At 67.5% G+C, this 16,939-nt stretch carries 15 protein-coding genes; 3 read left to right on the forward strand and 12 right to left on the reverse strand.

Annotation, left to right across the window (positions count from 1 at the left end; all coding sequences use genetic code 11):
- Positions 1–93: 93 nt before the first annotated feature.
- From ASE35_RS21360 to ASE35_RS16840, 3 genes are all read right to left on the reverse strand, one after another.
- The gene (locus tag ASE35_RS21360; RefSeq protein WP_157489531.1) at positions 94–249 is read right to left on the reverse strand and encodes a hypothetical protein; all 156 of its coding nucleotides are present in this window, start codon (positions 247–249) and stop codon (positions 94–96) included.
- Between the two features lie 291 nt (positions 250–540).
- Complete coding sequence (locus ASE35_RS16835; RefSeq protein ID WP_056181447.1) at positions 541–1,404, reverse strand: transporter associated domain-containing protein; 864 nt, start codon at positions 1,402–1,404, stop codon at positions 541–543.
- Between the two features lie 308 nt (positions 1,405–1,712).
- Positions 1,713–2,246: a GspH/FimT family pseudopilin gene (locus ASE35_RS16840; RefSeq protein ID WP_082611339.1), complete on the reverse strand. Its 534-nt coding sequence runs from the start codon at positions 2,244–2,246 to the stop codon at positions 1,713–1,715.
- Between the two features lie 378 nt (positions 2,247–2,624).
- On the opposite strand from ASE35_RS16840, the gene ASE35_RS16845 reads away from it, so the two are divergent.
- Positions 2,625–3,134, forward strand: a complete 510-nt coding sequence (locus tag ASE35_RS16845) for a hypothetical protein (protein ID WP_057164574.1) — start codon at positions 2,625–2,627, stop codon at positions 3,132–3,134.
- A 423-nt stretch (positions 3,135–3,557) separates the two neighbouring features.
- Here ASE35_RS16845 and ASE35_RS16850 read toward each other — a convergent pair whose 3' ends face one another.
- Genes ASE35_RS16850 through ASE35_RS16875 form a run of 6 tightly spaced genes read right to left on the reverse strand, consistent with a single transcriptional unit; the run spans position 3,558 to position 10,774 of the window.
- Positions 3,558–3,983 carry a type IV pilin protein gene (locus tag ASE35_RS16850; protein ID WP_056181457.1) on the reverse strand — a complete coding sequence of 142 codons (426 nt, stop codon included), beginning with the start codon at positions 3,981–3,983 and terminating at the stop codon, positions 3,558–3,560.
- An 11-nt stretch (positions 3,984–3,994) separates the two neighbouring features.
- Positions 3,995–7,819, reverse strand: coding sequence for a PilC/PilY family type IV pilus protein (locus ASE35_RS16855; RefSeq protein ID WP_057164575.1), 3,825 nt, complete (start codon positions 7,817–7,819; stop codon positions 3,995–3,997).
- A 10-nt stretch (positions 7,820–7,829) separates the two neighbouring features.
- Positions 7,830–8,357 (reverse strand): PilX N-terminal domain-containing pilus assembly protein, encoded by a 528-nt coding sequence (locus ASE35_RS16860; RefSeq protein ID WP_057164576.1) that lies wholly within the window; start codon positions 8,355–8,357, stop codon positions 7,830–7,832.
- A gap of 10 nt (positions 8,358–8,367) precedes the next feature.
- Positions 8,368–9,639, reverse strand: coding sequence for a PilW family protein (locus tag ASE35_RS16865; protein ID WP_057164577.1), 1,272 nt, complete (start codon positions 9,637–9,639; stop codon positions 8,368–8,370).
- Positions 9,636–10,115 carry a type IV pilus modification protein PilV gene (pilV, locus tag ASE35_RS16870; protein ID WP_057159745.1) on the reverse strand — a complete coding sequence of 160 codons (480 nt, stop codon included), beginning with the start codon at positions 10,113–10,115 and terminating at the stop codon, positions 9,636–9,638. Before pilV ends, ASE35_RS16865 begins: the two co-directional genes overlap by 4 nt.
- Positions 10,112–10,774 (reverse strand): GspH/FimT family pseudopilin, encoded by a 663-nt coding sequence (locus tag ASE35_RS16875; RefSeq protein ID WP_082611341.1) that lies wholly within the window; start codon positions 10,772–10,774, stop codon positions 10,112–10,114. Before ASE35_RS16875 ends, pilV begins: the two co-directional genes overlap by 4 nt.
- A gap of 424 nt (positions 10,775–11,198) precedes the next feature.
- Here ASE35_RS16875 and ASE35_RS16880 point away from each other — a divergent pair, with 424 nt between their 5' ends.
- On the forward strand, positions 11,199–13,928 hold the full coding sequence (locus ASE35_RS16880; RefSeq protein WP_082611342.1) for a pitrilysin family protein: 2,730 nt from the start codon (positions 11,199–11,201) through the stop codon (positions 13,926–13,928).
- Positions 13,929–14,085: 157 nt separating this feature from the next.
- Here the strand turns inward: ASE35_RS16880 and ybeY are convergent, their stop codons facing one another.
- The 3 genes from ybeY to ASE35_RS16895 form a co-directional block, all read right to left on the reverse strand.
- Positions 14,086–14,568 carry an rRNA maturation RNase YbeY gene (gene ybeY, locus ASE35_RS16885; protein WP_056181476.1) on the reverse strand — a complete coding sequence of 161 codons (483 nt, stop codon included), beginning with the start codon at positions 14,566–14,568 and terminating at the stop codon, positions 14,086–14,088.
- A 28-nt stretch (positions 14,569–14,596) separates the two neighbouring features.
- Positions 14,597–15,583 carry a PhoH family protein gene (locus tag ASE35_RS16890; RefSeq protein ID WP_056181478.1) on the reverse strand — a complete coding sequence of 329 codons (987 nt, stop codon included), beginning with the start codon at positions 15,581–15,583 and terminating at the stop codon, positions 14,597–14,599.
- A 100-nt stretch (positions 15,584–15,683) separates the two neighbouring features.
- Entirely contained in the window at positions 15,684–15,917 is a 234-nt protein-coding gene (locus tag ASE35_RS16895; protein ID WP_057164580.1) for a hypothetical protein, read from the reverse strand.
- A gap of 324 nt (positions 15,918–16,241) precedes the next feature.
- On the opposite strand from ASE35_RS16895, the gene ASE35_RS16900 reads away from it, so the two are divergent.
- Positions 16,242–16,922: a TetR/AcrR family transcriptional regulator gene (locus ASE35_RS16900; protein WP_057159741.1), complete on the forward strand. Its 681-nt coding sequence runs from the start codon at positions 16,242–16,244 to the stop codon at positions 16,920–16,922.
- Positions 16,923–16,939 lie beyond the last annotated feature (17 nt).

Raw genomic sequence — 16,939 nt, forward strand, 5'->3', positions numbered from 1 at the left:
GCGGCGCGGCTGACGGGGGCATGATCGGGGCGCGACGGATGCGGTTCGCGCTCGTCGGGCGGACTCGGTGGAGACGTGGTCGGGATAGTGCGCCTAGGGATCGTGGCTGCAACCGGCATAGTCCGGATCGTCGGCGCGCAGGCTGCGGTACGGTAAGTCAGGGTAACGGTAAGTCAGGCCCTGCACCGGATGGAAGTTGATCCGGTGCGGGTAGTCCAGCGCCACGCCGTCCGGTACCGCGATTTCCAAAGTGCGCGTCCAGCCAGCGCAGGCCGATGCCGTGCTTGAGCGAACCGAAGTCGACGACCCTGCTGCCCAAGCGCTCGGAGCCGGCCTTGCACCAGCTTTCGGCCTGGGTGCCGCCGTGGCCCGGCCGGTCATGCTCTTCGCTCAGGGATAGGACGCGCTGTACTTTTCGTCCGGAGCGACGACCGGCCTGCTGACAGGTTCTGGTGCTGGGGCAGCCCGCGAGCGGGACCGGTAGGACTGCGAAGCCGGCGATGACAGTGAGTCGAGTCATTGCCAGCTTATTCAGGGCGGTCAGTCTTTGCCGAGCACGCCGACGTGGAAGGCGTGCACGCGGCGCGCATCGGCGCTGGCGACACGGAACACGAAGCGCCCCAAGGTGAGTTCCTCGCCGGCCTCGGGCAGGTGCCCGATCGCGGCCGTGATCAAGCCGCCGATGGTGTCGTATTCGTCGTCGTCGAAGTCGGCGCCGAAACGCTCGTTGAAATCGGCGATCGGGGTCAGCGCGTCGACCACGTACTGGCCGTCGGCCTGGGCCGCGATCAGCGCGTTCGGGTCCTCGGCATCGTCGTGCTCGTCGTCGATCTCACCGACGATCTGCTCCAGCACGTCCTCGATGGTCAGCAATCCGGCGACGCCGCCGTGTTCGTCGATCACGATCGCCATGTGGTTGCGCGATTGGCGGAACTCGCGCAGCAGCACATCCAGGCGCTTGGACTCGGGGATCAGCACCGCCGGGCGCAGCAGCTCATGGATGGTGCCGGGGCCGTTGTCGGCGACCACGCCGCGCAGCAGGTCCTTGGCCAACAGCACGCCCAGGATTTCGTCCTTGTCCTCGCCGTGAACGGGGAAGCGCGAATGGCCGGATTCGACCACCAGCTTCATCAGGTCGAGGAACTTGCCGTCGGCGGGCAGCACGACCATCTGCGAGCGCGGGATCATCACATCGCCCACGGTGAGGTCGGACACCGCGATCGCGCCTTCCATCATGCGCAGGGTATCGGCGGCGATCAGCCCATCGGCCTGAGCGTCGCGCAACAGCTCGACCAGGTCTTCGCGGGTGGTGGGTTCGCCGGACAGCGCCGAACTGATCCGCTCCAGCCAGGAGCGTCGTTTCTCCGGATGTTCGCTGTGTTGACTACTGTCGTCCTCGGACATTCGATGCGTGCACTAAGCCCTTGGGGGCAGGGCGAGGCCGCCAGTTTAACCCGGATGCCCGGCCGGATCGCTGCCGGGTCCCGGCGCAGGGCGGGTAGGCGGTTCGAATCGGCCTCGCCCGGATGCCCGATCGCACGTCCCTGCGGGCCGCCAGGGCCTGCACAGGCCGCGCTACGGGCGCTGCGCCGGCCTAGTACAGCGCCAGGATCTGCCCGCTCAGGAGCGTGGCCAAACGGTGCCCCGCGCCGACACCGGGGAATGCGCCGGCGCGGGGTCCGTACCGCGCCGCCGAGACGGCGCGGGGGGGCTCAGGTCTGAGGGCAATGGGGTTGCGGTTCGCTGTCCGCCTCGGCGACGCGGAAGCGGCCGGCGTTGGACAGCACCAGGGCGCCGACCGGGATGCCGTCGTGGCTGCAGACGCTGAAGCTGACGTTGCTGCCCTCGTTGCCGCCGTCGGATTGGAACACCACCCGACGACGACCTTGCGTGCTGTAGATGCGCAGGCCCTTCACGGGTCCCTGCGGACGAAGGAGCACCGGGTCGCCCTGGCCGTAACGACGGTCGCCGTCGACGTCGGCGTAGACGACCCAGCCCTGGCTCCAGTCGACGCTCTCCTCGCAGCGACCGTCGCGCGCGGCCGGGCACACGATCATGGCGCTGCCGGTGGAGACCGCCATGCGCGCCGAGTCCAGAAAGCTCTCGGTCATGGCCGTGGCGACCGTGCCCATGCGAACCCGGACGATGGCCCGGCTGGCGCCGGGTACGGCAATGCCGATCAACACGGCTGCAACCGTCAACGCGAACAGCATTTCGATGAGAGTGATTCCTTTCACACGGTTCATGCGGCGCTCCTTGCGACGAAGCGCCAGTATCGATGCGTCGAACGAGCTTGTCCGTAGGAAATCTTCCCGACATCGGGTCAGGGAACGCCGCGCTTTCGGTAACTGCGACGAAGGAACTGCGGCATTAGCGCGATTCGGGAGCGTGTTAGATCGGCGCGCGCGTTATACGCGAGTGATTGCGCCAATGGCGAATCGGGCGGCAATCCGGATTCGAAGCTTGGGTGTCGTTCACGCATGCGAACGCGGTTCTCGTGCGGTTAGGGATATTCCTACCCGACGGCGCGTGCAAACTCCGATACCGGATGCGATCGGCCTCATGCACGCTGATGTCGTCGACGAGGATCGTCGGCGCATTTGAGTCGATAGAGGAGGACATCCATGCGAAAGCAAGATTCTTACCAGCGGTGCCGTTCGGCAAGCTGCTGGCTCACATTGACGGCATTGCTCGCCTTCGCAAGCCATGCCGAGGCGGAAGGCCGCGTCTACGACTACGTGGACGCAGGAAGTTACCTGCGCAACGAGGCGGCGGTCCAGGTCTGGCACGGTCTGCGCCAACGCCTGCGCGTGGAGTTCGACCAGATCTGCGGCGATACGTTCTGCGAGGGCGAGTACAGCAATATCCAGTCCTTGGGTTTCCTTTGTTCGGTGGACCGCGCAAGCGGCCTTGTCGGCCAATGCGTATGGCTGTTCGCGGGCAGCCAGGAAGAGATCGATCCGGCGAGTGGCCGTGTGTATGTGGAGGCGCGATCCTGGCAGTGCCAAATCCCCTTGGCGCCTCGGACAGCCATGGAGGCGCTGTTGTCGCTGTCCGACGCGGACTCGGTACTGCACGCGCCGTTACCTGGCACACAAGCTTCGATCTACGACGGCCTGATGTCCTGCCTGTAGCTCGTGAGGCTGGATGCGAGTTGCGACGTCCGGGTTTTGCGATCCAAGCACCGGCACCGGCATAAGCACCGGGACCGGCGCGGGCGCGGGTACCGGCGCGGGCATCAATGCGGGTGCCGGACGCTAGATGCTGGGCGTCGTTCGACGGCGTCGGGTTACCGGGTTACCGGATTGCCGGATCGCGAGCGTATGAACGAGGAAGCACCGAAGCTAGCCGCCGTGCGGGCAGGCGAGCAGGGCTTCGGTCGAGGCGAAATGGCCCCAGCGCTGCGGGGCCGATGGCCGATACGCCCGGTCCGGCCATATCGAAACGTTCGCGGAGCCGCAAGCGATATTCGCGATTGTGGTGCGGACGATGCCGCGTTTGCGACTGGCGGCCGCAGCAGCAGCGCCGGCCTTGGGCCGACGCCGCCGCGCGCGTCTTCACTTCCAGCAATAGTCCGAGGACTTCGCAGTCTTCTTGCCGGTCGCGTCCACACTCATGGTGCCGCACTTGTCCTGGCTTTGGTCGGAGCCGCTGGCAGGCGTAGCGGTGACGGTGTAGCTGCGCGTGTCGGCCTGCAGGCTCAAGCTGTAATAGGCGGTTCCGGTGCTGCGCGGCGACTGGTCGAAGCCGGCGATCTCCTTCAGCGTCTTGCCCGTGTACTTGCCGTTGACCGTGTAGTAGCGCTCCATCGCCTGTGCGGCCTCGGCCAAGTCGGCCTGGGCCTGGCCGCGCCGGCTCTTGCGCACGCTGTCCTGATACGTCGGAACAGCGATAGCGACGAGGATGCCGATCACCGCCACCACGATCATCAATTCGATAAGCGTGAAGCCTGCGTTGCGTTGTAGCGGGGCATGGAGAGTCATTGTCGCGCTCCTCATCGGATCTGGCGCCAGGACAGACGTCCGCAGGGACGCAGCATGTACAGCGACGGAGCGCCCGGGGCTTGGAGAATGACCGAGCATTGCGTCGGCGGCGGCTTGTCGTCGCCGGGGGCCACGGCGGGATCGCTGTTGCTGGTCAGGAAGGTCGCCAGTTCCTTGGCTGCGCCCGAACCGCCGGTGTCGGTCTTCATCGCCGCGGTGCCCTCGGGCGGCGCAGTGCCATCGATGGACTGCATGCGGGTGTCCTGCAGGCGTGCGGCGCCGCTCAAGGCGTCCAGCCCGTACAGATAGTTGTCGCCGCCCAAGGCGCAACCGACTCCGCCGATATCGGTATTGGGCGTGTAGGTAAGGAAGAACAGGATGCCGTTCTGCAGCCTCGGGTAGCCGAGGAAGCGTTCGCCCCTGGCGACCGTGGTGCCGTCGCCGTTCGCGTCCAGTCCGAGGTCCAGGTACCAGCCGCGCGTATTCAAGCCGCCGATGGTGCGGCTGGCGCTGCGCATGCCGCCCGTTTCGGAGCGGATGAACTGCTGTTGCAGCGCGCCGCGGCCGGAGACCGCGACGCCGCTGTCGAGGATGCCGTACACGGTCTGCATCGATGTGTCGGTTGCATCGGCGGTGAAGGAGTAGCTACCGGTGCCGAAGAACACCATCGCGCCGGAGCCGGCTGCGCTGACTTCCAGGCCGCCGATGATGGGCTGGCGCTTGTTGGCGCGGTCGCGCGCCGTGTAGAGCGGCTTGCCGCCCAGGGCCAGGCTGTAGTCGCGCAGATCGAATTTCCACACGCTGCCGTGCTGGTCGGCGGCGTAGACGGTGTCGACCAGGCCGTCGCGGCCGCGGTTCTTGCTGCGGCCTTGCCATTGGTCGATCGCGACCAGGTTGCCCAGGCCGTTGCTGGCGGTGACTTCGGCTTCGCTGGCCTCGATGCTGGTGACGGCGCCGGTGGACATATCGACCACCAGCAGGGCGGCCTTGCCGCGCGTGCTGTTGTAACCGTTGCCCAGGATCGCCTTCCATTTCACGCCGCTGGCGTCGGCCACCGGCACCACGACCGGGCGGCCGAGCACGTAGCCCAGCCGGTTCTGGATCGGGACGCCCGTGCTGTCGTTGGCGGTGACCTTGTCGCTGAGCTCCCACATGACGGCCGGCGAGCTGCTTTGCGCGGTGACATCCAGGGCGAACACGTTCTTGCCGCCGGCGCCGGACGAGGCGACCAGCGCGGTCTTCCAGCTGCCGTCGTAGACGTCGGAGACCACGACCGGCCCGTCGACGTAGTAGCGGTGCTGATGCAGCTGCGCGGTACGGCTGCGATCGAACGGGAACAGCAGGTTGCCCATGTGCCCCAACGAGGTGGTGGGGATGTAGGCGAAGGTCTCGCTGCCGGTGTCGCCATTGAACGCGTGCAGCATGCCGTCGTTGGCGCCGGCGTAGACCATGCTGGTCTGGGTGGCGTATTTGCTCTTCAGATAGGCGGCGTAATTGAGCTCGTCGTACTTGCCGTTGGTGTACAGGTTGCCGTGCCCATAGTCGTCGCCGCGCGCGGAAATCACCACATCGGAATTGACGATGTCGCCCAACAAGGTGGTGCGCCTGCGCAAGCGTAGGTTGGTTCTGTCGGCATCGCCTTCCAGCGTACGGTCGCCGCGCAGGTACTGGATCATCTGGGCCGAACTGGGATATGTAGCGAGTAGCGGCAACGCCGTGGCCGGCGCCCGCAGCTGGTCGTACAGGCCCTTGCAGGGCGACAACGTGTCCGCGCACAGCTCGTTGTAGGTCTCCAGTCCGGTGCCGGTGAACGCCGCTGGCAGGAAGGCTTCGACCTTGGGTTTGACGGTGCCGTTGGCGCGCGCGAACCGGATCGCGCGGGAGCCCGATCTGCCGACCAACTGGGTTTCCGCGCGCCACTTCTCGGTGAGCGTGGCGCTCTTGGTCGCGGTGTCGAAGCCCACGGTGGAGGCGATCAGGCGGCCGTACCAGTCCGTGCCGTTGTTGGTCGCGGCGTAGTTGGGTTGCACGCTGAGGCTGCCGCTGCCGAGGCGGGTGCCGGTGGAGCCGATGTTGGCCGACGGCGACGCCGCGTTGCCCACGCTGGACAGCACTTCCCGCATGGCCTGGGTGATCTGGTCTGGGCTGCTGACGTTGAACATGCGGCCGCGGCCGTTGATGGTGGCGTGCCAGAGTTCATCGATCACCTCGCCCGTGTCCACGGTACGCGGGTGCACCGCGCTCCAGGGCGGAGGGAAGGTGTAAGGATCGCGGGTGGAGTCGGCGTTCTGCCCATAGATCTTGCCGACCGCACCCAGCGTGATGCCGTAGAAGTTCATGTGCAGATTGCGCTGGCAATCGACCGACGGGTTGGCGGCGGCATTGGCGCAGGCTTCGTCGGCCACCGGCACGCGACCTTGCAGCGTGGCGAAGGCCCCGTCTGTGCGCAGCGGCGTGCCGTTGCCCGAGTAGTACGCGGTAGCGATGTCGGCGATCGTGTCGGCATGGATGTCGGCGAACGGCGCACCGAGGGCGCCGTCGGTGTTGCCGTAGCCGATCGGGCCGGTGTTGGCGTTGGTGTAGCCGTCGGTGAACAGCACGCCGATATTCTTCTGGCAGGCGCTGATTACCGGCACTTCACTGCCGCCGACGCGGCGGAACTGTTCGCCCAGGTACGCGACCGCGTCGCGGTTGGGGGTGCCGCCATTGGGGACCAGGGCGTTGAAATTGTCCGTGTACAGGGCGAGCCGACCCGCGGTGGTCGAGGTATCGTGCATGGTGACGTCGTTACGGCCGTTGATCGTGAAGTAGCCGACGCGCAGGTCGCGTATGCCGTCCATCGAGTCGCGCATGGCGCCTATCGTCGACAGCAGGCGGTTGCGGCGGTACTGGAACCAGTTGGCGAAATTCTGCATCGCCGCCGTGTATTGGGCAGTCGTGGAGAAGTTGGCGGACCGGATTTCGTAACGATAAAGCGTGTTGTTCGGCACATTCAGCGCCGTGACCGCGGTGACCTTGGCGGGAAGGTAGCCGTAGCCGACGGGTAGGTCGACGCCTGCTACCGGTGTGGCCGTCATCAGGTAGAAGGTCGGGACATAGTAGGAGACGCCGAGCATGCACTCGCCCACGATGCGGAAGTCCTTGGTCACGTTCTGCCAAGTGCCACCGGTATTGACCGCGAAGTTGGGGGTGCCGTCTCGGACCGCGATGCATTGCGTGTTCGGCGCGGTGCGAACGACGGCGCCGGCCGGCACCGTCATGTTGTTGAGCATGAGGAAGCCCTCGCCGGCGACCTGGCGGTTGACCTCGAGGTTGTAGCTGACCGCATTGCCCGTGTTGCCGGCGCGTGGATCCGCGCGCGTATCGGTGATGGTGGCGTTCGCCCAACGCACACCGTCCGATCCGATCCAGGGGTCGTAGCGCACGGTCGGGTTGAAGTACTCCCGGTTGAAGGCGGGCCAGCGGAACAGCCCCATGCTGTCGAACGGCGGCGGCGCGCCCGCAGGAAATGCGGCGTTATAGCCGCTGTGCGGAAACAGGAACAGATAGCAGTTGTTATTGCTCGCGCAAGCGGCAGCCGTGGTGCCGCCAAACGCACGACTGGCCGGTATCCAGGCCGATTCGCCATCGCGGATGCCGGCCAGCATGACCTCGAACATCATCGAGTTCGAATCGTCGACCGCCATGATCAGCGCGGGCTTGATCGTGGCTTGCGCGTTCATCGGCGCCTGGGCGAGTTCGCCCACGCCCTGGTCGGCCACGGAAGGGGCCCAGCGGGCCAACCCGGTGAGTGCCAGGACCAGCGCGATGGAAATCAGTGGAGTGCGGGATGCCATCGTATGGGCCTCAGGGAATGAAGACGGTGTCGAGCACCGCATCTGAACTGGCGTTGTCGTCGCGGTCGGTGGCGTAAGCGGTGATCTGGAACACCAGGTTGGGCTCCTTGTTCAGCACTTCGCCCTGCTTGAGCGAGCTGTAGCCGCTGATGCACTGGTCGATGCGACGGGTAATGCTGGCGCGGCCGCCGGTGGGCGGGGCGGAGAAGTTCTTGTCGGCGGCCCAGTCGCTGGGCGAATACGTCTTCTGGCAGTAAGGCTCGTCCACCGCGATCAGTTCCGCGCCCTGACTGTCGAGTTGCCGGTCCAGGTCGTTCTCGCGCTGGCGCACGCTGGCTTCGGCGTTCTCCAACGCTTGTTGGGTGGCGCGATAGTTGGACGACATGCGCTCCTGCAGCCCGGTGACCTGGACCGCGGTGACCCCGATCAGCGACAGCAGGATCAGCAGGATCAGGGCGACGTACAAAGACGAGCCGCGTTGGTGCGTGCGGCTGCGCGGCAGGCTGCGGCGTGCGGGGCGGGAGGCGATCGGGGTCATCGGCAGGTTCTCAGTTGCCGAACAGGCGGTTGCGCAAGGCGACGTTGGTTTCGTAGACGCCGCGGTAGCGCTGGTCGTCCGGCGCGCCGACCTTGACGCCGAGCACCGACGGCGCCTCGCTGCGTTGGGCCGCCATCGCGGGGTCGTTGCTGCGGATCATCATTCCCAGCTTCAGGCTGCCCACGCGCTGCCAGCCTTCGCGGCCGGTGGCGTTGGGCAGAATGTTGCTGGCGGTGACCTGGGCGTCGATGTAGCCGCTGGGCACGCCGGCCGGGGTCTGCTTGGCGCTGTTGTCCTGCCCGTACAGCAGCTGCAGCGTTTCCACGCCGGGGACCAGTTCCTCGATGTCGCGCTGGATCGCGTTGGCGCCCGGCGCGGCGGTGAATCGCATCCGGTACAGGGCCGGCGTCGCTTCGGTGCCGCTGACGCCGACGTAGTAGGCCAGGCTGTCCGCGCGGTAGACGCGGATCTGCATGAGCGTGGGGTCGATGCTGTCGCGCAGATTGAATGCGCTGCGGTTGAGTTCGGACTTGCCGCCGCCGGCGATCACGGTCAGGGTCACATTCGCGCCGCCGCCGGGCTCCCTCACGCTGTCGACGTGGAAGGTGGTGGCGCCGCGGCAGTCGGCGATCGCCAGCAGACCGGGCTGAACGCCGTTGCGCTTCATCGACGCCCAACCGGTGCCGTCGACGAGGATGGTCGCTTCGCTGCCGTCGGCCGAGACGGTCAGGCTGCTGACCTGCGCGCTTTCCGCCGACAGGCTGCGGATCAGCAGCAGGTCGCTGCCTTTGACCGGTGCCGGCTCGCCGGCGCCGGTGCGCAGCAAGCTCGGCAAGGCCTCGGTCCAATCGCCGTCGGGAGCGCCCGCCACCGGCGTTGCGCCCAGGCTCAGCGTGTCGCCGGGGCCGGTCCCTTTGGCTTCGTAGCCGCGCAGCGCGAAATCGAAGCGCAGTGCGTTGGTGTAGGTACGTGCCGGCAGCGATTCGAAGTTGGCGCGGTCGGTCAGGAACAGCTGGCCGAAGCTGGGCAAGCTGGACATGAGATGCGATTGGTCGTTGACGCAGCCCATGTGGCCGACCATGCGGGCATCGCGCTGCAGGTATTCGACCGCGAAGCGTCCGCCCTCCTGCGCACGCGCCATGCCCTGTGCCATCACATAGGAGGCGCGCGAAGCGGCGAACACCTGCACCAGGCCGAACACCAGCACGATGCTGAGGGTGACGGCGATCATCAGTTCGACCAGGGACAGGCCGGTCTGGAGGTGGCGTGGGGCGCGCGTCATAGGTCGCTGCTCACGCTGAAGCGGGTGCCGCTGTCGTCGCTGCGCCAGCGCTTGGCGTCGCCCCAATCCAGGGTCACGGTGACCCGGCTGATGCGGTTCACCACATTGATGGTTACCTGGGCGGTCGCGTCCTCGCCCAGCGCATACAACAGACGACAGGCGAATTCCTTCTTCTGCTCCTTGGAGCCGGTGGCGCCGGCCGCGGTGCAGCCGCGCTTGTCGGCGTCGGCGGCCTTGATCGTGCCGGCGTAGTTGATCGCGTTGAAACGGTTGGAACGGATGCTGTCCATCAGTTCGTAGGACAGGTTGGTCGCCACGGTGCGGGTGTTGGCGCTCTGGGTCAGGCGCAGGTTGGTCACCTGCAGCATGGCCAGCCCGAGCAGGCCGAAGCCGAGCACGAGCAGGCTGATGAGCACCTCGATCAGGCTGAAGCCGGCGCTGCGCTTGCGGGCGCCGAGCGTGCGTAGGGTGTTCATGGGCAGGTCTCCTTGCTGACGCTGGCCTGGCCGATCGCGCCCACGCTGATGCTGCGTACCTGGTGCTGGCCCGGCGTGCAGGGATCGGGCTGCAGGCGCAGGCTGCGCGGGGTGGTGGAGGTGGAGCGGCCTTGATGGTCGAAGGCGATCAGGTCGACGTTGTTGGCGCTGATCGCAATGTTGCCGCTGGGCTCCAGAGTGCGGCGCACTTCCGCCGCATCGAAAGTCTGGTCGCGATCGTCGTCGGTCCAGACCAGCAGGCCGGCGTTCCAATCCTTGCCGCAACTGGTGCCGTCGGCGCCGCGCGGACAGACCGTGGAGCCGGACTTGGCGCGCAGCGCTTCGTTGCGGGCGTAGGCCAGGGTGGCCAGGGTCAGGTTGGTGGTCGACGCCAGGCGGTTGGCGCGCAGGGACTCGATGAAGCTGGGAAAGGCCAGGCCCATCAGCACCGCGATGATGGTCAGGACCACCAGCAGCTCCATCAGGCTGAAGCCCGCGCTGGCCGTGGGCGCGCGGCGTGTGGCGGAGGGCTTGCTTATAAAACCGCGGCGCCAGGCACCATTTCGGTGAGCGTCGCGGCGATTATCTTCTTCGCTGGCTACCTGGATTATTGCGGGCCGTTGCTGCGTCGAGGCGGATATTGCGTTCGGCGTCGCCATGAATATTCGCGCTGCGATGTGGGTGGCGCGTGGATGCTAGCAATGACGGGCGTTTATTTACTTGCGAAGGCCGATGGGCGGTATGGAATATCCGCTTCGACGGGGTGTGTATTTGGTGTGTTGTTTTTATGTTTGAGTATGTTGTGTGCCGATTGGTTCTGTTTGTAATGATTAATTGCGGGTGAGTTTGTTTATTTATCGACATTAGGTCACGCGATTAGCATTTGTTTGGTGCGCATCTGCACCCGCCGCACGGCTCCGCCCGCAGCCGTGCGGGCCGCTCACCCCTGCCCTTCGGCCCAGGCCGGCGGTGCGTGGGCGGTGCTAGCGTGCGCTCGGGGACTACGTGGTCGGATCGCAGCGCGACGGCGCGGGCGAGGCTGCGCGGGCTCTCCGCCTCCGTTCCTAGACACCGGTACCGACCATGCGCCGAGCCCTAACCTTGCTGTTGCTGACCGCCGCGTTCGCGGCCACCGCCCAGGCGGCGGCACCCACCGTGCCCGACGTCGAAAGCCTGCGCATCAAGCACGAGCGCATCGTGCTGCCCAACGGCCTGACCGTGCTGGTGCACGAGGATCACAGCGTGCCGCTGGTCGCGGTCAACGTCTGGTACCACGTCGGTTCGCGCGACGAGCGCCGCGGCCGCACCGGCTTCGCCCATCTGTTCGAGCACTTCTTCTTCAACGGCAGCCAGAACTATCCGCACGGCTTCCGCGAGGCGATGGACGATCTGGGCGCGAACAATCGCAACGGCACCACCAACACCGACCGCACCAACTTCTTCGAGGATGTGCCGGTCTCGGGCCTGGAGCGCACCTTGTACCTGGAGGCCGACCGCATGGGCTTCCTGGCCGGCAACATCAACCAGGACATGCTCGAGCGCGAGCGCGGGGTGGTCCAGAACGAGAAGCGCCAGGGCGAGAACCAGCCCTATGGGCGGGTGTTCGACCGCATAGTGCAGTTGATCTATCCGTACTCGCATCCCTACAGCTGGCCGACCATCGGCAGCATGGAGGACCTGCAGGCGGCCAAGCTCGACGACATCAAACAGTGGTACGCGACCTATTACGGCCCCAACAACGCCGTGCTCGCCCTGGCCGGCGACATCACCGTCGAACAGGCGCGCGCGCTGGCGACCAAGTACTTCGGCGCGATTCCGCCGGGCCCGCCGCTGTCGCGCGTGCAAGCCTGGGTGCCGACGCTGGAGCAGGACCTGCGCGACAGCGTGCAGGACCGCGTGCCGCAGCACCGCATCTACCGCGCCTGGCACCTGCCGCCGATGGGCGAGCGCCAGACCCATGCGATGGAGCTGTTCGCCAGCGTGCTGGCCGGCAGCGAAAGCGCGCCCTTGAACCGGCACCTGGTGTTCGAGCGCAAGCTCGCCACGGACGTGTCGGCCTCGGTGTGGGACAAGCAGCTGACCAGCACCTTCATCGTCAGCGTCGACGTCAAGCCGGGCGTGGATCCGGCCGAGGCCGAGCGTGAGCTCGATGCCGTGCTCGCGCGCCTGATCGCACAGGGGCCGCCCGCTCCGGACCTGCAGCGCGCGCGCAGCCGCTACCTGGCTGAGTTCGCGCGCAACAGCCAGCGCCTGGGCGGCTTCGGCGGGCGCTCGGACGTGCTGGCCGAAAGCGCGACCTACTTCGGCGACCCCGAGGCCTATCTGCGCCGGCTGCGCGATCTGTCGGCGCTGAGCGCGAAGGAAGTGCAGGCGACCGCGCGCGAATGGCTGGGCCGGCACCATGCCACCTTGACCGTGGCGCCGATGCCCGAGCTCAGCGCGGGGCGCGACGGCTTCGATCGCAAGCAGTTGCCAGCGCTGGGCGCGCCGCCGCAGGTCGATTTTCCCAAGCTGCAGCGCACGACCCTGTCCAACGGCCTCAAGGTGATGCTGCTGGAGCGTCATTCCGCGCCGCTGGTGAGCGTGGCGCTGACGGTGGACGCCGGCGTCGGCGCCGATCCCGCCGATGCGCCGGGCACCTCGCGCTTCGCCCTGGATCTGTTGCTCAAGGGCACGGCCACGCGCGATGCCTTCCGCCTGGCCGACGAGCGCGACGCGCTGGGTGCGACCTTGAACGTCGGCAATTCGCTGGACCAGTCGCTGGTCTATATGACCGCGCTGCGCCCGAACCTGGGCGGATCGCTGGATCTGCTGGCCGACGTCGCGCGCAATCCGGCCTTTCCCGAGGACATGGTCGAGATCCAGCGCAAGCAACAGCTGGCCGCGATCGAGCAGCAACGCGCCAGCCCCACCGGTGCCGCCACCCGCACTTTGCCGCCGCTGCTGTACGGGCCCGGTCATGCCTACGGCAACGCCGGCGGCAGCCTCGGCCAGGAAGCGACGATCGCGGCGCTGCCGCGCTCGGCGCTGCAGGCCTGGCATGCGCGCTGGTTCGTGCCCGGCAATGCCACCCTGATCGTCGCCGGCGACGTCACCCTGGATGCGCTCAAGCCCGAACTGGAACGCGCCTTCGGCAATTGGCAGGGCGGCGCCGCGCCGAGCAAGCGACTGAGCGCGCCGAGCTCGCCGGGTCGCGGCAAGGTGGTGCTGATCGATCGGCCGGACGCGCCGCAGTCGGTGATCCTGGCCGCGCATCTGGGGCCGACCGGCGCAGGCGATGACGATCTGGCGCTGGAAACGGTGATGCGCAACTTCGGTGGCATGGCCACTTCGCGCCTCAACCGCAACCTGCGCCTGGAGAAGCATTGGTCCTACGGCACCTCGGGCGGCGTGTCCGGCGTGCGCGGTCCGCGCGCCTTCACCGTGATCGCGCCGGTGCAGACCGACAAGACCAAGGAGTCCATGGTCGAGGTGCTCAAGGAAATCCGCGGCGTCGCCGGTGCGCGGCCGCTGGTGGGCGAGGAGTACGACAGCATCATGCGCAGCCAGGTCGCGCGTTTGCCGGGCCGCTTCGAGACCCTGGACTCGCTGGTCGCCGCGGCCACCGATGTCGCCAACACCGGTCGCGCGCCGGAGTACTACTACGACTACGCCCAGCGCCTGCGCGCGCTGGACGCCGACGCGCTGGCGCGCGCGGGCAAGACGGTCAAGCCCGACGAACTGGTGTGGATCGTGGTCGGCGACCTCAAGAAGATCGAGGCCGGCGTGCGCGAGTTGAACTACGGCGAGGTGGTGAAGGCGCAGGCGGAGTAAGCGCGAGCGGCGTGACGCCGGCTTGCGGCGTCACCCTCGTTCCAGCGACAGACCGGCACGGTCCCGGCCTATCGTGCGGCGGCCATGGGGCCGCGCGTAACGCGCAATTCGTCGTTGCCGGATCGAGCGCGATGGCGATGCGGCGCGCCGCTGCGGCTCAATCTTCCAGGTAGGGATCGGCGATCCCCAGCCCCGCCAGGATCTCGCGTTCCAGTTGCTCCATGCACTCGGCCTCGCGCTCGTCCTCGTGGTCCCAGCCCAGCAGGTGCAGGGCGCCGTGGACGGTGAGGTGGGCGTAATGCGCGGCCAGCGCCTTCTTCTGCTCGCGCGCCTCGCGCGCGACCACCGGGGCGCAGATCACCAGGTCGCCCAGCAGCGGGAACTTGACGCCCTTGGGCAGGCCCTCGGGCACTTCGGCCGGGAAGCTGAGCACGTTGGTCGCGTAGTCGCGGCCGCGGTAGTGGCGGTTGAGCGCGCGGCCTTCCTTGCTGCCGACGATGCGGATCGCCAGGTCGGCTTCGCGGATACGGCTGTCGAGCGCGGCCGCGACCCAGCGACGGAAACTCACCGCGGCCGGAATACCGGTGCGCGGGACCGCGTAGCTGATCGCGACATCGAGACGGACGGGGCCTTGGGTCATCGGCGTGTCGGAATGGGAATAGGGCGGGTCAGGCGGACGGGCCGGTGTGGGCGTCCTGGGCGTCGCGGGCTTCGTAGGCGGTGACGATGCGCGACACCAGCGGATGGCGGACCACGTCGCGCGCCTCGAAGAAGGTAAAGCTGATGCCGTCGACGTTGCGCAGCACGTCCAGCGCGTCCTTGAGCCCGGACTTCATGTGCTTGGGCAGGTCGATCTGGGTGAGATCGCCAGTGACCACGGCGGTGCTGCCGTAACCGATGCGGGTCAGGAACATCTTCATCTGCTCGATCGTGGTGTTCTGCGCTTCGTCGAGGATCACATAGGCATCGTTAAGCGTGCGTCCGCGCATGTAGGCCAGCGGCGCGATCTCGATCACGTTCTTTTCTAGCAGCTTGACCACCTTCTCCACGCCCAGCATCTCGTACAGGGCGTCGTAGAGCGGGCGCAGGTAGGGGTCGACTTTCTGGGTCAGGTCGCCGGGCAGGAAGCCGAGCTTTTCGCCGGCCTCGACCGCGGGGCGGACCAGGATCAGGCGCTGCACGCGCGCTTCGTTCAGCGCTTCGACCGCGCTGGCCACGGCCAGGAAGGTCTTGCCGGTACCGGCCGGGCCGATGCCGAAGTTGATGTCGTGGGTGGCGATCGCGTGCAGGTACTTGGCCTGATTGGCGCCGCGCCCGCGGATGGTGCCGCGCTTGACCCGGATCGCGACTTCCTGCGGTTCGATGTCGTCGTTGACCAGTTGTTCGGCGTCGAACTCGGTCAGGGCGAGGTGGATCGCGCCGTCGTCGAGGGTCTCCTCGGCGGCGTCTTTCCACAGCTGACGCAGCAGGCGCTCGGCCTTGCCGACCGCGAGCTGTGGGCCGACCACGCGGAACACATTGCCGCGGTTGGCGATTTCCACGCCCAGGCGCAGTTCGATCTGGCGCAGGTGGCCGTCGAAGGGGCCGCTGAGGTTGGCCAGGCGTTCGGTTTCGGCCGGTTCGAGGACGAATTCGGAGGCGGTACGTGCTTGCATCGGGAGCGAATGTCTTCCATGGACCGCGCGCGTCATCGCGCGCCGGTGTATCAGCTTGCGCCCGTCGGCGCGGTTTCGCAAAGCCCGACCGCGACGGTATTCAGTCGCTGTCGCGGTCGCGATGCCGGCGGGCCGCGCGCGCGACCGCGATCGCGCCGGCCAGCACCAGCAGCGCCGAGCCGACCAGCCACAACCAAGTAACGCTGTCGGCGGCGAAGGCGCCGTGTCGGAATGCGCGCATCGCGCCGCGCAACAGGCCGAGCGCGCCAAGACCCAGGAACCAGAAGCCGACGGCGGCGCGCGAGAGCAGGCTGGGCGGGGAGGTGCTGGGCATGGCGGCGGACGAACCGGAGCGGAGTAGCCAGAGCTTAGCGAGTGGGACGCACGCGCGGCTTGCGCGTTCGGGCGAGCCGCTGCGTCGCGGATCGCTCGCATTCGCCGTGCGATGGCGTCGCGGCGCTGTTGGCGATACGCATCGCTGTCCGGCGCACGCAAGGACCTGCGCCGCGCCATGCCTAAGGGGGGCCGCCCGAGGCCGACCGCGACGGCCAGGCCGCCGCCACCGCGCCTGCGCGCGCGGCTCCCTGGGCTGGGCTCGCTACGACCGCTCGTCGGCTCGCGCTTGTCAACTAATTAATCATTGAATTAAATATTGCCCATGAGCACCGATCAACCCCCGAACCCGCGCCGTCCGCGCAAGACCCCCGCCACCCGCCGCGCCCCCGGGCGACCGGTCGCCGACGGCCCCGACTTGCGTTCGCGCCTGTTGGACGCGGCCATCGTCTGCTACACCCGCCAGGGCATCGCGGCCACCGCGCTGCGCAGCATCGCGGTCGAGGCGGGGGTGAATCCGGCCCTGCTGCACTACTACTTCGGCGACAAGGAGCAGTTGCAGGCGGCGGTGATCCAGGAGCGGGTGATGCCGGCGATCGCGACGCTGAGCGGTCACCTGCGCACCGCCGGCGACGACACCGCGCGTCTGATCGCGGCCTTCGTGCGCGGCGTCGGCGAGACCGTGGCCGAACACCCCTGGTTTCCCTCGTTGTGGGTACGAGAAGTGCTGTGCGAGGGCGGGGCCTTGCGCGACCTGTTGGTCCACCAGATCGGCCCGCAGCTGCCGCAGATGATGGCGCAGCGCTTCGCCCAGGCGCAGCGCGACGGCCAGCTCAACCCCGATCTGGACCCGCGCTTCCTGGTGGTGTCGCTGGTCGGCCTGACCTTGTTCCCGATCGCCGGCGCGCCGGTCTGGCAGCGCGTGTTCGGGGTCGAGACCTTCGATAGCGCGGCCCTGCACGAACACACCATCGCCTTGCTCGATCGCGGCCTGGGCTGCGGCTGAGCGCATCGACACCCGAG

The organism is Lysobacter sp. Root916 (genome assembly GCF_001429785.1).
Lineage (GTDB): Bacteria > Pseudomonadota > Gammaproteobacteria > Xanthomonadales > Xanthomonadaceae > Lysobacter.

Coding starts and splice junctions, on each gene's coding strand:
- ASE35_RS16890 (WP_056181478.1), bottom strand. CDS start 15,583: ATGCAAGCACGTACCGCCTCCGAATTCGTCCTCGAACCGGCCGAAACC.
- ASE35_RS16855 (WP_057164575.1), bottom strand. CDS start 7,819: ATGGCATCCCGCACTCCACTGATTTCCATCGCGCTGGTCCTGGCACTC.
- ASE35_RS16860 (WP_057164576.1), bottom strand. CDS start 8,357: ATGACCCCGATCGCCTCCCGCCCCGCACGCCGCAGCCTGCCGCGCAGC.
- ASE35_RS16845 (WP_057164574.1), top strand. CDS start 2,625: ATGCGAAAGCAAGATTCTTACCAGCGGTGCCGTTCGGCAAGCTGCTGG.
- pilV (WP_057159745.1), bottom strand. CDS start 10,115: ATGAACACCCTACGCACGCTCGGCGCCCGCAAGCGCAGCGCCGGCTTC.
- ASE35_RS16850 (WP_056181457.1), bottom strand. CDS start 3,983: ATGACTCTCCATGCCCCGCTACAACGCAACGCAGGCTTCACGCTTATC.
- ASE35_RS16875 (WP_082611341.1), bottom strand. CDS start 10,774: ATGGCGACGCCGAACGCAATATCCGCCTCGACGCAGCAACGGCCCGCA.
- ybeY (WP_056181476.1), bottom strand. CDS start 14,568: ATGACCCAAGGCCCCGTCCGTCTCGATGTCGCGATCAGCTACGCGGTC.
- ASE35_RS16840 (WP_082611339.1), bottom strand. CDS start 2,246: ATGAACCGTGTGAAAGGAATCACTCTCATCGAAATGCTGTTCGCGTTG.
- ASE35_RS16835 (WP_056181447.1), bottom strand. CDS start 1,404: ATGTCCGAGGACGACAGTAGTCAACACAGCGAACATCCGGAGAAACGA.
- ASE35_RS16865 (WP_057164577.1), bottom strand. CDS start 9,639: ATGACGCGCGCCCCACGCCACCTCCAGACCGGCCTGTCCCTGGTCGAA.
- ASE35_RS16895 (WP_057164580.1), bottom strand. CDS start 15,917: ATGCCCAGCACCTCCCCGCCCAGCCTGCTCTCGCGCGCCGCCGTCGGC.
- ASE35_RS16900 (WP_057159741.1), top strand. CDS start 16,242: ATGAGCACCGATCAACCCCCGAACCCGCGCCGTCCGCGCAAGACCCCC.
- ASE35_RS16880 (WP_082611342.1), top strand. CDS start 11,199: ATGCGCCGAGCCCTAACCTTGCTGTTGCTGACCGCCGCGTTCGCGGCC.